The organism is Bacterioplanes sanyensis (genome assembly GCF_014652515.1).
Classification (GTDB): Bacteria; Pseudomonadota; Gammaproteobacteria; order Pseudomonadales; family Oceanobacteraceae; genus Bacterioplanes; species Bacterioplanes sanyensis.
Map to the genome: position 1 here is coordinate 197,442 of NZ_BMYY01000006.1, position 14,852 is coordinate 212,293.

The window sequence follows — 14,852 nt, forward strand, 5'->3', positions numbered from 1 at the left end:
ATCTCTCACTCAATCAATGAGGGTTGCACCGCAGAGTCGGTCGCGGTGGTGTTTTGTTTAACATCAGTGTCTTGTTTAAAGGCATCCAGAGCGCGTTGGCGGGCAAACTTATGCTCGACAATGGGCTGTGGATAACGTCTTTGCTGGCGCTGCAGCGCATTGGGCTGATGGCGGTCACGCGCTGGCAGTGGCGTTAGCTCGGGCACATAGCGGCAAATAAACTGGCCATCTGGGTCAAAGCGCTGCGACTGGGTGGTGGGGTTAAAAATGCGAAAATAGGGTGCACCATCGGCTCCGGTCGATGCGCTCCATTGCCAACCGCCATTGTTTGAGGCTAAGTCGGCATCCACCAAATGGTGATTAAAAAAGGCTTCGCCACGGCGCCAGTCAATTAATAAATGCTTGCTTAAAAACATCGCGCTGATCATGCGTAGGCGATTGTGCATCCAACCGGTGGCCACCAGCTGGCGTTGTGCAGCATCAACAATGGGGTAGCCAGTGTTGCCTTCACACCAGGCTTGAAAATCACGCTCGGCTGCATCGCCCTGGCGCCAGGCCACGTGATCAAATTCGGCTTTAAAGTTTTGGTGCTTGCACAGGTGGGGAAAGGCCACCAATAAATGCCGGTAGAATTCGCGCCAAATTAACTCGTTAATCCAGCCTGCTAGGCCTGGCTCGCCGCCACTGAGCTGGCACGCATTTTTTTGCCAAGCGCTATAAAGGCATTGGCGTGGTGATAGCAGTCCTAAAGCGAGGGCATAAGACAAAGCACTGGTGCCAGGCTTGGCCGGAAAATCGCGCTCATCGGCGTAATAAAGTACCTGTTGATCGAGAAAATCCTCCAGTCGCTGATGCACACTGGCTTCATCACAGGGCCAGAGCTCATCGTCACTGGCCTCGGGCAATGCTTGCCAGCTACTTAGCGCTTGCTGTTGCTCTGCTGTGAGCGGGGCCTGTGCCTCGGGGGCTGGCAAAGGTGGTTGTTTGTGGCTTTCAAATGCTTGCCACCAGGCGCGTTTAAAAGGCGAATACACTTTAAACGGTTGCTGCTGGCGAGTGAGTACTTCACCGGGCGGCACAATGCATTGATCGTGAAACTTATTCACGGCTATGCCTTGTTGCTGACACCAGCGTTGCAGCTCAATGTCGCGTTTGCGCTCGTTGACTTCGTATTCAATATTAAAATTCAGTGCCGCTACCGACAGGTCGTGCTGTCCCAGCTGGCTGATAAGCTGCTGTAAATCTGTGAGGCTGTGCGCAAAATCCGTGCTGTTCAGTACCAGCAGGGGAATATTTAACGTCGCTAATTGCTGTTGCAGCGCGTGCAGGCTATTGATCAGCAACTGCCATTTGCGTGGTCCCAAACCATGTTGTTGCCATTGCTCGGGTGTCAGACAGGTAACGGCCACCACCGGCTGTTGCTGCTGACAGGCATGGTACAAGGCAGGGTTGTCATGAATTCGCATGTCCATGCGAAACCACACCAGCTGCGTCACGATAAACCTCCAAGGGTTGTTATAAAGCGTTGAACTTGCTTGCCCAGTGACTCGGGCAAGCGATGAATATGATCGTCATCTTGAATGACATAAGGCACGGCACCGGATAAAAAAATTCCCGCCGACAAAGCCGACAATGTGCTGGCCCACTGTTTGCCCTCACTGATGTTGCAAGGGTGAAAATGCAGCCACAGGCGTTCACTGGCAAGGCTGGTCAGTGCCAGACCAATGTCAGACGGGCTGAGTTTTGGCCCAAAATAATGCACATGAAACGCCGCCGCGCCGAGGGCATAGGCACAGGCTAATAACTCCAACTCAGCGTCTTCATGGTTGGTGGCCAACAGCAACGCTGGGCCATCGTTATTTTTTTGTTGATGCTGCACCAAGGCATACAGTTTGCGCCGCAATAAATGTTCAAATGAGCGCGCTAATAAGGGCTGCTCATGTTGGCTACGCACATGCTGCAACACAGGTAGCAAACAGCGTTCGTAATACACCGCCATCGGGTAGCAAGCGAGGCCATCCGTCCACAGTTGATCTAAACGCTCACTGTCGAGGTTAGTCGCTGCGCTGATCATCTGCTGCTGCAATTGCTGCCAGTTGTCGCTGTGATCTTGCTGGGGCGGCGGCGTGTCTTTAATCAGCAGCTTTACTTGGCGAATCGGGTAGCCCTGCTCCAGCCAATAAAGAATGTTTTTGACTCGACCAATGTGCTCATCGTTGTACATGCGATGGCCCTTGGCGGTGCGCTGCGGTTTGATGATGCCGTAGCGCCGCTCCCAAGCGCGCAATGTGACCGGGTTTACGCCGGTTAAGCGGGCAAACTCACGAATCGGGTAAGCTTCGCTCATAGCCGATTCCTTAACCCCAACTCATACGGATGTGGATTGAGGTAAACCTGAGCTCGGGCGTAAGCGTTGGCCTCTTCATGGTGGTTTAAATGATGCTTGAGCAAAGTGAGCGGCACGACTAAGGGCACAATGCCGAGGCGATAGTCCTCGATAATGGCGGTGAGCTCGCGCTTATCTTCATCACTGAGCAAATGCTTCAAATAGCCCTGCAAATGCATCAATGTGTTGGTGTGCATTTTTCGACTGGCAGGTTTTGCTAGGGCGGCCATTAGCTGGCTGAAGTATTCATCGGCAATGTCGTTAATGGGCGCGGCTTTTAGATCGGCCAATAAACGGCCCATGCTCTTGTAGTGCACCGCACTGTGCGCCATCACTAAATATTTGTAGCGCGAGTGAAAGTCGATCAAGTCATGCGCGCCAATGGGCTGGGCACGCAGTTGCTGCCACTCGTGGTAGGTAAACACCCGCACCATAAAGTTTTCCAGCAAGCCGGCATCGTTTAGGCGGCCGGCCTCTTCTACTGGCAGTAACGGATTTTGCTCACAGAAATGCTTGGCATAAATGCCACGGGTGGTGCCTTCGGGGTGGCCATTGGCAAGGTAGCGCTTAACGCCAAACAGCCCACAGCTGGGCGATTTTTGCATAAAAATATAGCCACACAACTGCTGTTTTTGACCTTGCTCACGGCCGTATTCAGCCAAGGCATCGGTAACGTCTAATTCTGGGTTATCGGTGCCAATGGCGCGCACGTTGGTGTCATCCGGTGTGGTGGTGGCCAAACGAATTGGTTCGCGCGGTGTGCCCATGCCAATGGCGACTTCAGGGCACAGTGGCCGAAAGTCGAAATAACGGCTCAATACGTCGGTGCAAAAGCGCGAACGCTTGTGCGAACCGTTAAAGCGAACCGATTGACCCATCAAGCAAGCACTGATGCCCACTGGGATGCGTTGGCTGGGCAAACGACTGTTTGTCTGAGCGGACTGTGCCATAGCTGTATAACCTGTGATTCAGACTTGTATAGGATTAGTCTGGCTCAAAGAAGTTCGACACGTCAATATAATTTGTACAGATGAATCGTATTTTGTATAAGGAAAGGTAAAGCCTCTGTCTAAGGTGTATAAGTCAGCAGGCTGTCGAGTATGGGCTAACTGCGGGCAGAGCGTTGCCCGCGGCAAGAAACATAGGGGTTGAAAGCTTTAGGCGTTCTGGCCTTGCACGTGACGCGTCACCACTTGGCTGATGGCATCGCTGACTTCGGGCTCAAGACCCACTGGCGGGTGTAGCTCGATGCTCACCTCTGGGTATTGGCTCATTAGGTCTGCAATCATGGCTGGCACGTCGCGGCGCAGGTGACGGCCGGCGGCAAAAAACAGCGGCAGCACGTCAATGTCGGTGGCGCCAGCGGCGGCGAGTTCTGCAACCTGGCTGGCCAGATCGGGTTGCGCCAGCTCCATGTAGGCCAGACGTACTTCTGTATCGGTGGGCAGTTGCTGGCAAATGCGCTGACGCAGTTGCTCGAACGGTGCCAGCCAGTTGGGGTCGCTGCTGCCGTGGGCTAATAAAATTGATGCTCGCATGCCTTACTCCAAAAAGGTGTTGATGTCGTTACCGGCCTGACGACCACTGAGCCAGGCGCCTTCAATCGCGCCACTGTGGCACCAGTCGCCGCACACACTGAGGCGCCTTTGGGGATCGCTCAAGGCACCGCGCTGCAGCGGCTCGGCGGCAATGGCATACAGCCAGCGATGCAACCACTGTTCTGTGGCGCGCGGTATCTGCAACTGCAATGCCTGTGCGAAGGCCGTTGTTAACTCCTGCTGCACCAGCTCGCGCGGGTGCTCCAGCCGCTGTTGGCTCCAGTGATGATTGGCCTGAATGACCCAGGTCTCGTGTGCGTCGCGCTGCGGTTTGCTGTTATTGCGCGCCAGCCAACCGATGGCGCCGTGCTTAACAAAGGCGGCATCGATGGCGGTGTCTAACGGTTGCTCGAATGCCAGTAATAAGGTCCAGCACGGCAGCATCTCAACCTGACACTGCTGTTGCAGTTGCGGGCTGTCACCTAGGAGGGGCTGGGCCTGGGCCGGCGGCAAGTTAACAATCAGGGCATCAAACGGGCCGTGACACTGCTGCTCATCATCGTGCAAATACCACTGCTGCTGATCATGCTGGCAGCGCACGATGCGAGTGGAAGTGGCGAACTCATCGGCGCAGGCTACCAGTTGGCGGCTGAGCGCCGTCATACGGTTCACGCTGACAAAGCGCTCCACCTCATCGGGCGATGGCCGTGCGCCGGCACTGTCGATCACCCAAGGCGCCACCGGCCACGGCTCGATCCAGCCTTGTTGCTGCCACTGCTGCAGTTGTTGAGCAAAGGCATCGGTGTGGCTGCGCATAAACTGGGCGCCCATGTCCCAACTGGCGTTGCCTACTTTTTTACTGGCCAGACGGCCACCTGAACCGCGGCTTTTATCAAACACAGTGACGTGATGTCCTTGCTGCTTTAACGCTTGCAGGGCGGTCAGGCCGGCCATGCCGGCGCCGACGATGGCGATGCTTGCCATGAAAATCTCCGGATTTGGCGGTTGTAGCAGTGTTTAAGGGTGCAATGTACCAAAAAACAGTGACGCTTCCTGTACAAAAATTCAAATGATCGTTTGAATTTTTATTGTACCCTTCGCTGGTCTTATGTATAACTGTTGTATAAATAAGTATTTGTACGTTGTGGATGGGTCGAGCTTGCCTGATCACAACGGCCAAATCCGCAAGCAATCGGCAAAAAGGTGAAGCAGATGAACTACCAAGCCCCGTTACGTGACATGCAATTTGTGTTGTACGAACTGCTGCAAGGTGACCAAGTGTTGCCGGCACTGCCTGGCTACGAAGATGCGACTCGCGAAATTATGGACGCCATGCTGAACGAAGGCGCTAAGCTGGCCGAAAACGTGATGGCACCGCTAAATGAAAGCGGTGATCGTGAGGGCTGTCAGTACGACCCAGACAGCAAAACCGTGACCACACCCAAAGGGTTTAAAGAAGCCTACCAGCAGTTTGCTGAAAACGGCTGGACGGCATTGGCATCGCCGGTGGAATACGGCGGTCAGGGCCTGCCGCATACCCTTAATACCATTGCCGAAGAAATGGTGTGCTCAGCCAATTTATCGCTGGGCATGTATCCGGGCCTGACCCACGGCGCCATTAATGCGCTAACCAGTTACGGCAGCGATGAGTTAAAAGAGCAATATCTGCCCAAACTGATCAGTGGTGAATGGACCGGCACCATGTGCCTGACTGAGCCACACTGCGGCACAGACTTGGGCCTGATTCGCACCAAAGCCGAGCCCAATGCCGATGGCAGCTACGCCATTACCGGCACCAAGATCTGGATCACCGGCGGCGAGCACGATTTGGTCGACAACATTGTGCACCTGGTGCTGGCCAAGCTGCCCGATGCACCGGCTGGCTCCAAGGGTATTTCTCTGTTTTTGGTGCCCAAAGTGCTGCCCGATGGCAGTCGTAACCCAGCCTTTTGCGGCGGGCTGGAACACAAAATGGGCATTAAAGGTTCAGCCACTTGTGTGATGAATTTTGAAGGCGCTCAGGGTTGGCTGATTGGCGAGCCGCACAAAGGCTTGCAAGCCATGTTTGTGATGATGAACAGCGCCCGCTTGATGGTTGGCCTACAAGGCTTAGGCGTGGCCGAAGCGGCCTATCAAACGTCCTTGGCGTTTGCCAAAGAGCGCCGTCAAAGCCGCTCGCTGGCAGGCCCACAAGAGCCGGACCAAGTGGCGGATAACATTCTGGTCCACCCGGATGTACGGCGCATGGTGTTGCGTCAGAAAGCCACCATTGAAGGCGGCCGGGCGTTGGCCTATTTCGCTGCCATGCAGATCGACATTGCCCACAAAGCCGAAGGTGCCGAGGAACGTGAGCAAGCCGATGACCTGGTGCAACTGTTGACGCCGGTGATCAAAGCCTACCTAACCGACGAAGGTTTCTTCTGCGCCAACGACGGTTTGCAGCTGATGGGCGGCAATGGCTACACCCAGGATTGGCCGATCGAGCAGTTGGTGCGCGATGCACGCATTACCCGTATTTATGAGGGCACCAACGGTATTCAGGCGTTGGACTTAGTGGGGCGCAAACTGGGCATGCACGGCGGCCGCGCCATTAAGCGTTTGTTTGCCATGTTGGATCAATACATCCAGCAACAAACAGATGCCCCGCACGCCGAAGCAGTAAAAGCCAGCACTGCACGTTTGCAAAAAGCCACCATGTGGCTGATGCAAAATGGCATGCAGGATCGCGAGCAAGCCGGCGCCGTGGCCACGCCTTACCTGCGTTTGATGGCGCTCACCATGATGGCGTATTTCTGGAGCCGCATGGCGATGACAGCGCAGCAAGCGCTGGACAACGGCAGCACAGAAACGGACTTTTATCAGGCTAAGCTGTTTAGCGCCGACTTTTTCTTTGCCAAACTGTTGCCTCAGGCCGAGGCCTTGATGGCAGACATTGAGTCCGGCAAAGACAGCGTGATGGCGATGACCGCCGATATGATGTGAGTCCGGAGGGGCGTATGAGCAAGAACATATTAATCACAGGTGGCACCGGCTTTATTGGTCAGCAATTGGTAGACCAGTGGCTGCAGAACGACCACCAAATCACTGTGTTCAGCCGTCGCCCCGAGTGGGTTGCCCAACGTTGGGGTGGGCGTGTGACCGCCGCCAACACCCTGGCGCAGCTGGGTGAGCGCTATCACTGGCTGATTAACTTAGCCGGCGAGGGCATCGCCGATCAGCGCTGGAGTGAGGCGCGCAAGCAAGTATTGCGCGCTTCGCGCATCGACTTTACCCGCGATTTGGCCGATTGGGCGGCCAGTAGTGAACAGCAGTTTGAATGCGTCATCAGCGGCTCGGCCGTTGGTTATTACGGCCGCTTGAGCGGCTCGGCTGAGCAGCAAACCGTAACCGAACAAAGCCATGCCGGGCAGGATTACGCTGCCCGCTTGTGCCAAGACTGGGAACACGCGGCAAAGGCGCTTGCCCCGCGCACACAGCGCCTAATTACCGTGCGCACTGGCTTGGTATTAGGCCCGCGTGGTGGCATGTTGCAGCGCATGTGGTTGCCGTTTTATTTAGGGCTAGGTGGCCCGATTGGCAGCGGTGGGCAGTACATGCCGTGGATTCATCGTCACGATTATTGCCGCGCCATTCACTGGTTGCTCGACAGCGAAGCGCAAGGCGCCTTTAACCTCACGGCCCCTGAGCCTGTCACCAATCGTGAGTTCAGCCGCACGCTGGCTGGCACTATGAAGCGGCCGGCCATTTTGCCGATGCCAACGCCCATGGCCAAACTGGCGTTTGGTGAAATGAGTGATCTGCTGCTTTTTGGTCAGCGCGCTTTACCTGAGCGGCTGTTAGAAAGTAATTTTGCCTTTGATTTCCCGTCCCTAGCGCCTGCCATACAAGACATACGCACACGTTGGTAGCGCGCATGGCCGTCTGCCAAGTTTTTGTTGGTTTTTATATCAATAAAAACTGGCGCTTTTCTCTCAGTGACATTCCTTTCAGTTGTGCCTGTTTTGGGCTGTTCGTTTGTACAGTGGCTATTTTTTGACAGGAGAGCGGCTGGTGGCGATACTAAACGCCTGTTTTTACGTCAAATATTTATCGTCGCCTTGATTGGTTCACGGCTCTGTAGTTTTCTGTTATCCACAATTGATATGGGCTCAGCTTGCGACTAGAACTAATAGTGCAATGCCGCTTATATAGGTGTGAGTTATGAGCATCAGCAAACCAACCTTGGCCTCGCCCTTGTATGAATTCGACTTGGGATACCAGGTAACATATGTCAATTACAGTCGCGCAAATGAGCTGGTGGATGCTCAGCTAATACTCACCATGGAACGTGGACATGAGCGCAAAACCTTCGTGTTTTCACAACCACAATTTAATGACGTAGATCGCAATTTAGTCTCCAGTCATGGCGTTTACATCGCCACCATTAAAAGCTCGCCTTTGGCGCCCAACCGCATTGAGGTGGGCGACGTAGACGGAGGATTCGCCTACTTCACCGCCAGAAGCGTACGCAACATTACTCCAACGGCCTGACCCCTACGGGCTGGTCCGGCCACAGCACCCTCAAGCGGCTTAGGCCGCTTTTTTTATGCCTATTTTTTGTCGTTTAGGCTAAGTGTTACGTTGGCAGAAAAATGAGCAAAGAAAAACGGATGCATGATTTCGCGCTGCCGCCCATGCAGTGCTGGAGTGTGTACATTGGCATTGCTGTTATTGCCTGCATTGGTTTGGGGCCTTGGTTCGAGGTATTGGTTCGAGGTATTGGAGCCTAAATCAGCGACCGACGGCAAACCCGCCATGCGGTGCGACGTAATTTCCCGGTATTGGGTCGTTTTCGCTATGTGTTTGAGCATTTAGGCGAGTTTTTCCGGCAGTATTTTTTTGCCATGGACCGTGAAGAAATGCCCTTTAACCGCGCCGAGCGTGGCTGGGCCTATAAAGCCGCGAAAAAAGTCGATACCACCGTCGCCTTTGGCTCGACCCGCAGGCTCGATGTGCCTAGCACCGTGATGTTTGTGAATAGCCCATTTCCGGCATTAAAAAAGACTGTGCTGAGCCTTCTGCTTGAGGAAACCTTTGAATAATTCGGTGCCCGCTCTGGATCGTCAGAGGGCTACAGGTCACGAGGCCGGTTTGCCGCTCTAACCCGCTACGGCAAAAATCGGCAACACAGCGCTGGAGTTCTCTGGCTCTCCTCATTGGGTGAGAGCAGCAGAGCTGGGCAGAATTATTCAAAGATTCCCAGTAAGTGAACTGTATGGCAGCCGTGAGTTTACCCGGGCGAGCCACTAGAGCTGGACGACTGAAGGAATTGCTTTAATATACTCTCTGTATAGGTGTTGTATAAATTGGAGCCGCCCATGAGTATCACCATGAATCAGGTCCGTCAGCTGTCACAGATTGATAAAGTCGTGATTCACTCCCTCGACCTGTGTTTGTACCAGGTATCTGTGTGGGTCAACGGCGAAGAGCAGTACGTGACCGACAGCAAAGGCAAACTGCTGCGCTCGTTCAACCTGCTGAACTTGCAAACCCTGTTCGAAGGCTTGCCCGTGACACAAATGGTGTTGCGCCAGCAAAGCGCCTACGACGAAATGGTCGGCCAACCGAGCCGCGAGCACAGCAATGCGCTGGAAGTGCCGCTAAGCAATAACAGCGTGGGGCGGCCGCTGACATTGCAGTAAGGGTGGGCAGTTACGCCAGCTGAGGCGGCCTACTAGGGTGAAGAAAACCTCGGCGTAAAACTGAGGGTTCCGCCGTGCAGCGCAGAGTTCAGTCATTGATGACTGACCCTACTGGGGCAAAAGGTCCAACGGGCTGGTGGTGCCAGCAAAATGCTGTCCTAGAACATGGGTATAAATTTGCGTGGTGGATACATCGTTGTGACCTAGCAGTTCCTGCACGGTGCGAATATCTCGCCCCGAGCGTAACAGCTCAGTGGCAAAGCTATGCCGAAAAGTGTGGCAGGTGATGCGCTTGGCAGACAGTCCTGCTTGGTGCACAGATCTTTTTAACGCTTTTCTCGGGACTGAAGCATCTAAGTGGTGGCGGCATATGATGTTGCTGGTGGGATGGCGGCATAGTCCGCTCGATGGAAACAAAAACATCCAAGCGGGTTCACGGTAGGCTGAGGGGTACTTCTTGCCCAAGGCGTCAGGCAAAGAGGGTCCGATTCCTTGAGTGTTGTCGCTGGCTTGCAGGGCGATGGCTTTCTGCACATAGTCATCACATAGCGCTGTCAAGCTATTGGCCAGCAAGGTGACTCTATCTTTACGGCCTTTGCCATCAAAAACCGTCAGTGTGCTCGCTTCAAAGTTCAAATCTTTAATGCGAAGCCGCAAGCATTCCGAAATACGTAACCCAGAACCGTAAAGCAAAGAGAAAATCAGCCGCTCGCGCGGTTGGGAATGAGCAAGTATTTGGCCCACCTCCTTGGAGTTGAGGACAGTAGGTAGGTGCTTCGGGCGGCTTGCCAAAGTAAAACCCAATTCCCCCAATGGCTGGCCGAGAAACTTGTTGTACAAAAAGGCGAAAGAATTGAGCGCGACACGCTGAGTATTGGCGGTAATATCACGCTGATTCGCTAGGTAACTAAGAAACTGCATAACATGCGGAGCGCCAAGCTCTGATGGGTGCTGCAAGCGGTGAAAGCGAATATAGAATCGAATCCAGTACAGGTAGGTATGCTCAGTGCGAATGCTGTAGTCACGAAGCCGCATATATTGGCGAATTTCTTGGATGAACTTGCTCTTGGCCATCGCGCTCACCTGAATGTAAAGATGTGCTGTTTAAATATACAGTATATCTGGAGGTTGGAGGGTATATTGGCACGCTTTCCTGCCTGACTTGCCTGTATTCCCCTGGGGTGGTAGCTTAAACATCTGAAAAATCAGAGGGTTAGCTTTGGGCGCCAGAACTTTGAGGCGTGGATAGTAGGCGAGCACGTTTTTCCAGTAGGGAATGTGAGAAAGAACTGGATATCCAGCGTTAAATCAGTCAGTTGGAAGAGATACCTCGAATGGTTCTAGTTGGAAAAACAGGCACGCACACTACTAAGCTGTTAAATTTTCGAACATGCATTGAGATCTTTGGGTAACTAACGGAAGATACTTTGTGAAAATAATTAAAAAAGTTGAAATTAGCTATTTTAGGTCAGTTTATTCAATAGATTTAAAGAACGTTGATGATCTGAATATTCTGATTGGTGGTAATGACAGTGGGAAGTCAAATATACTAAAGTCTCTTAATCTTTTTTTTAATAACAAGACCGAACTAGGGCAAGACTATTACTTTTCAGATGACCTTACGAGAAAAAGAGAACAAGAGGCTCGCGATACGAAAGGGCGTGCAACTATATGGATCAAGGTTCATTTCTATAATTTTTTAAATTGGAAATCACTCCCAAAAGAGTTTGTAATCAAGAAAGTCTGGAACCGCTATGCAGCTGAGCCAGAGGTAACATACCCTAAAGGCCTGCCCTCGACAGCAATTGCTAGATTTTTGAATAAGATATCTTTCCACTATGTACCCGCTGTACGTGGCAGAGATATATTTAGCCACTACTTGGCATTACTTCATGATGCTCTACTTGAAGATGAGAAAGCCGGATTGATTACGTCAACTGACGAGTTGATGAATACTTTGAATGATAGCACTCAGGATATGAGTGAGAGGATTAAAGAAGGAGTAGGTATAGAGAGTAGTATACAACCCCCTACAAACTTGCGAGTACTATTCAACGCATTAGATTTCTCAACAGGGTATGGTGATCACAGTGTCCCTCTTCAAAAACGAGGTGATGGAATACAAAGTAGACATATTCCCTATATTCTAGACTTCATTGCTAAGCATACAAACACACACCACATATGGGCTTATGAGGAACCGGAAACATCTTTGGAACTTGGTCCGGCTTTTGAGCTTGCGGAACAGTTCAAGGAGGAATTTTGCGAAGAGAACCAAATTTTTCTGACTACTCACTCTCCTGCGTTTTATGATTTGTCTGGAAATCATGTGTCTAAATGGCATGTGTTTCAAAGGGAATTGGAGAGCGGTAACGAAACTCAAGCTAAAAAAGTATCTTCAGAAGACATATTAGATCGTAAACTAGGTGTTGCGGCATTGGTAGCCGGTCGCGCAAGAGAAGCGTATGACCAAATACGAGAATTAACGACTACAGTAAGAAGATTAGATGCCGAGCTGGTGCAACATGCAATCCCTCATGTGATTGTTGAAGGTGTTACTGATAAAACAATTATGGAGGCGGCATTCTGTAAGCTATACCCGAATGATGAAGATTTTTGTGAGTTCTTACATGCAGGTGGAGCTACTAATATCCCACCCTACCTTAAGTCAGTGAAGGTACTTTCAAAAGAATTCTCGCATGCCGTTATCGGATTATTTGATAGAGACCAAGAAGGCAGAAAGCAACTAAGAGACTTCTCTTCCAGTGGGAATATCGATGGAACCGAGTTCTTTGAAATTTGTTCAGAACGCAAACTCTATGCTGGGTTACTGCCCCTGCCTGAAGTGCTTCGTAAAATTGAACTAGATGTTAAAAATAACCTAAGTCAGGATATCAATTTACCTGTACCAATTGAGTTTATGTTTCCTCCTGAGGTTGTAAATCAAGCATTAGGTGAAGGAGTCATTGAGCTTGAAGATCGCATAGCCAAAGCAAATGACCCTGAGCTTCCTACTATTGTCAATCTAAGTGATCTCTATTCAAATCATCTCCCAGAGGGACGTGAGTACCTAGCCAAAAAAGTTAAAAAAAGCACCAAAACCCGATTTTCAGAATGGGTAACTGACCAGCCATCAGAAGCATTTGAAAATTTCCGGGCAGTTTTCGAGCAGTTAAGAGTAGTGGTTGATGCTGATTAATCAAAATCTAACAAGTCAAAGCACTCGGACGCAGCACCGCTGCGCCGGTGTTTGAGGCGTTATGTGATTTCCAACTAAATCGCAAGATTTTCATTTTCGAGGAACTAAATTTGACAATAATTACTCGTCTGGATTCTCAGGTGATACACAGAAAACTAGGTGGCATTTTAACTATCGGAAATGACGATGTATTTAGAAGCATAGTTAATCTAGGTTCTTTGATGCTAGAAGGTTCAAATTATGAAACACTTTCAAAACTGGACTACTTGCCTACGATTCTTTTGTATGGTCCTCCCAATACAGGGAAAACAACTATAGTATATCGTTTGTTTGAAACGCTGAAGTCTATTAATAATAATTTAAATTTATACTATATGGATTTTTCATTAGTTATGTCGTCAGAATATGGAGGTACATCAAAAAATGTAGTGTCTGCTTTTGATGATTTGATTTCTGACTGTTCTATTGATGATCCTAAAATTCTATTGGTTGATGAAATTGATCAGTTTTGTATGTCCCGTGATAAAGCAAATGAACATGATGCCTCACGTCGTGCGATGTCTTCGTTTATGTTGGAACTTGATAGGCTTCACCCTTCGAATTTACAGGGGTTGATTGTAGTTGCAATTAGCAATGTTCAAACTATGCTCGATGCAGCCGTAATAAGGCGTTTTAATTTGAAAATTAAGGTTGACGAGCAGTTGGATTTCGAATATTTTAAGGATTATATAAATGAGCTTGAAAGTTTGTTTAATGATCTAAATCTCGAAGGTGAATTAATCAACCTATACGACATTTATAAGCGTAAGAGGCTTACGATTCCTGATGTAAAAGGGTGTTTTAGAGATGCTTTAAGTAGTATTGGCAACATTGAAAAACTATCAAACAGTTGTGTGCTTAAAGCATTTGACAACGCATACAGTTCAGTAGACAACAAACTGGAGTAAAAAGTGAGCAGAGAATTTGAAACAGATGAAGATGAAATGATCTTCCACTTACAGTTACATAGAGACACAATTATTTGGCTGTGTGAGAAGTTTAAAGAGCAAGGGATTAAGCATAAGAGAACTCGTGGCAACACACCTGAAGGCGATATCCTATTAATAAATGAAGAGGATGCCCCTAAAGTAAAAAGCTTAATTCGTCACTATCATAAAGAGTTCAATGGAGGCTAGTATGTCTAAAAATGATACGAAAAAACCTCCTTCCATTGAAGTAAAAACTAACTATGTGCATGCAGGTGTGGTTAGAGATATGTTTAAAAAGCGTGAAAAAGCCGGTGTTATGCCGGTAGGGATGGTAACGACAGACCGGTTTTCCGATCCAGCTAAGAAATTGTTGGATGAGCGTGGTGTAGCATGGGCTGAAATCCCAGAGTCGGAGATACTGGAATCGGAAAAGAGTGAGAAGGAGTAGGTATGGATATTGAGTTGCTAGAAGTCTCTACAGATGATCAAGTTGTAGAAAGTGAAATCTTTAGCTTTTCATCAGAATTTTTTCTTCGCTTGAGTAATTCGGAGTTTTCTAAACTTGGCGTGTCGGTAAAAAAAGTCGTAAAGGTTGATGGGGAAAGTGTAGATTTTAAGCTATGTGATCTTTCGCCATTTATTAGAGATTCGATTGTTAGGTTTCTGGAAGAGTTGCTCGTAGATGTTGTCACAGAGAGTTTGGATAGGCTTGGTGAGTCCCCATCGAAAGACGAATTCGAAGAATATACATATGATCTGAAAGAACTTACTAGGTTTATTAGAACGCTTAGAATCGCAAGATACACATACTTAAAAAGGGTGGGTTAAATAAATCACATAACAAAGCATTTAAGAGTGATCCTGATCTTGCCCCGCTTTAATGGGCACCAACGTCAAACAGACGAGGTGCCCAATGCCAAAACCCAATCAGCCAAGAAAGACTTGTTTAAGGATCAAACCGTCAGATTTAGCTTGATTGAAGGGTGAGTTCAGGATGTTGCTACCGCCTTGATCTTAGGTAGTGTTCAGAATTCTGTGTCATTTCTTTATCCTATGCAAAAAGAGACGACACATGACCCA

The 14,852-nt window shown here is 49.9% G+C and carries 15 protein-coding genes and 1 pseudogene; 10 read left to right on the forward strand and 6 right to left on the reverse strand.

The features are described from left to right. Nucleotides 1-5 precede the first annotated feature (5 nt). From phrB to IE090_RS11060, 5 genes are all read right to left on the reverse strand, one after another. Entirely contained in the window at nt 6-1,496 is a 1,491-nt protein-coding gene (gene phrB, locus IE090_RS11040; RefSeq protein ID WP_229815705.1) for a deoxyribodipyrimidine photo-lyase, read from the reverse strand. Next, nucleotides 1,493-2,347, reverse strand: a complete 855-nt coding sequence (locus IE090_RS11045) for a MerR family transcriptional regulator (protein ID WP_189388439.1) — start codon at nt 2,345-2,347, stop codon at nt 1,493-1,495. The genes phrB and IE090_RS11045 overlap by 4 nt, the downstream gene beginning before the upstream one ends. Next, on the reverse strand, nt 2,344-3,336 hold the full coding sequence (locus tag IE090_RS11050; RefSeq protein ID WP_189388440.1) for a YbgA family protein: 993 nt from the start codon (nt 3,334-3,336) through the stop codon (nt 2,344-2,346). Before IE090_RS11050 ends, IE090_RS11045 begins: the two co-directional genes overlap by 4 nt. A gap of 207 nt (nt 3,337-3,543) precedes the next feature. Then, a complete protein-coding gene (locus IE090_RS11055) occupies nt 3,544-3,924 on the reverse strand; it encodes a sirohydrochlorin chelatase (RefSeq protein ID WP_189388441.1) in 381 nt (126 codons plus the stop codon). A gap of 3 nt (nt 3,925-3,927) precedes the next feature. Next, nucleotides 3,928-4,908 carry an NAD(P)/FAD-dependent oxidoreductase gene (locus IE090_RS11060; protein ID WP_189388442.1) on the reverse strand — a complete coding sequence of 327 codons (981 nt, stop codon included), beginning with the start codon at nt 4,906-4,908 and terminating at the stop codon, nt 3,928-3,930. Between the two features lie 228 nt (nt 4,909-5,136). Here IE090_RS11060 and IE090_RS11065 point away from each other — a divergent pair, with 228 nt between their 5' ends. The 5 genes and pseudogenes from IE090_RS11065 to IE090_RS11085 all read left to right on the forward strand — a co-directional run bounded on the left by IE090_RS11065 (nt 5,137) and on the right by IE090_RS11085 (nt 9,605). Beyond that, nucleotides 5,137-6,906 carry an acyl-CoA dehydrogenase C-terminal domain-containing protein gene (locus tag IE090_RS11065; RefSeq protein ID WP_189388443.1) on the forward strand — a complete coding sequence of 590 codons (1,770 nt, stop codon included), beginning with the start codon at nt 5,137-5,139 and terminating at the stop codon, nt 6,904-6,906. Nucleotides 6,907-6,920: 14 nt separating this feature from the next. Then, on the forward strand, nt 6,921-7,832 hold the full coding sequence (locus IE090_RS11070) for a TIGR01777 family oxidoreductase (protein ID WP_189388444.1): 912 nt from the start codon (nt 6,921-6,923) through the stop codon (nt 7,830-7,832). Between the two features lie 292 nt (nt 7,833-8,124). Then, nucleotides 8,125-8,454 (forward strand): hypothetical protein, encoded by a 330-nt coding sequence (locus IE090_RS11075; RefSeq protein ID WP_189388445.1) that lies wholly within the window; start codon nt 8,125-8,127, stop codon nt 8,452-8,454. 245 nt (nt 8,455-8,699) lie between these two features. Then, nucleotides 8,700-8,966: pseudogene (locus IE090_RS11080) on the forward strand (FMN-binding glutamate synthase family protein); the annotation flags it as partial. Between the two features lie 315 nt (nt 8,967-9,281). Continuing rightward, nucleotides 9,282-9,605: a DUF6482 family protein gene (locus IE090_RS11085; protein WP_189388446.1), complete on the forward strand. Its 324-nt coding sequence runs from the start codon at nt 9,282-9,284 to the stop codon at nt 9,603-9,605. Between the two features lie 108 nt (nt 9,606-9,713). On the opposite strand, the gene IE090_RS11090 is transcribed toward IE090_RS11085, so the two are convergent. After that, the gene (locus tag IE090_RS11090; protein ID WP_189388447.1) at nt 9,714-10,679 is read right to left on the reverse strand and encodes an integron integrase; all 966 of its coding nucleotides are present in this window, start codon (nt 10,677-10,679) and stop codon (nt 9,714-9,716) included. A gap of 355 nt (nt 10,680-11,034) precedes the next feature. Between IE090_RS11090 and IE090_RS11095 the strand changes: the two genes are divergently transcribed. The 5 genes from IE090_RS11095 (at nt 11,035) to IE090_RS11115 (ending at nt 14,600) form a co-directional block, all read left to right on the forward strand. Continuing rightward, nucleotides 11,035-12,804, forward strand: a complete 1,770-nt coding sequence (locus tag IE090_RS11095) for an ATP-dependent nuclease (protein ID WP_189388448.1) — start codon at nt 11,035-11,037, stop codon at nt 12,802-12,804. Between the two features lie 110 nt (nt 12,805-12,914). Further along, nucleotides 12,915-13,751, forward strand: a complete 837-nt coding sequence (locus IE090_RS11100) for an AAA family ATPase (RefSeq protein ID WP_189388449.1) — start codon at nt 12,915-12,917, stop codon at nt 13,749-13,751. A 3-nt stretch (nt 13,752-13,754) separates the two neighbouring features. Beyond that, nucleotides 13,755-13,979 (forward strand): hypothetical protein, encoded by a 225-nt coding sequence (locus IE090_RS11105; protein WP_229815707.1) that lies wholly within the window; start codon nt 13,755-13,757, stop codon nt 13,977-13,979. A 1-nt stretch (nt 13,980) separates the two neighbouring features. Beyond that, a complete protein-coding gene (locus IE090_RS11110) occupies nt 13,981-14,220 on the forward strand; it encodes a hypothetical protein (RefSeq protein WP_189388450.1) in 240 nt (79 codons plus the stop codon). A 2-nt stretch (nt 14,221-14,222) separates the two neighbouring features. Then, nucleotides 14,223-14,600 carry a hypothetical protein gene (locus tag IE090_RS11115; RefSeq protein ID WP_189388451.1) on the forward strand — a complete coding sequence of 126 codons (378 nt, stop codon included), beginning with the start codon at nt 14,223-14,225 and terminating at the stop codon, nt 14,598-14,600. Nucleotides 14,601-14,852 lie beyond the last annotated feature (252 nt).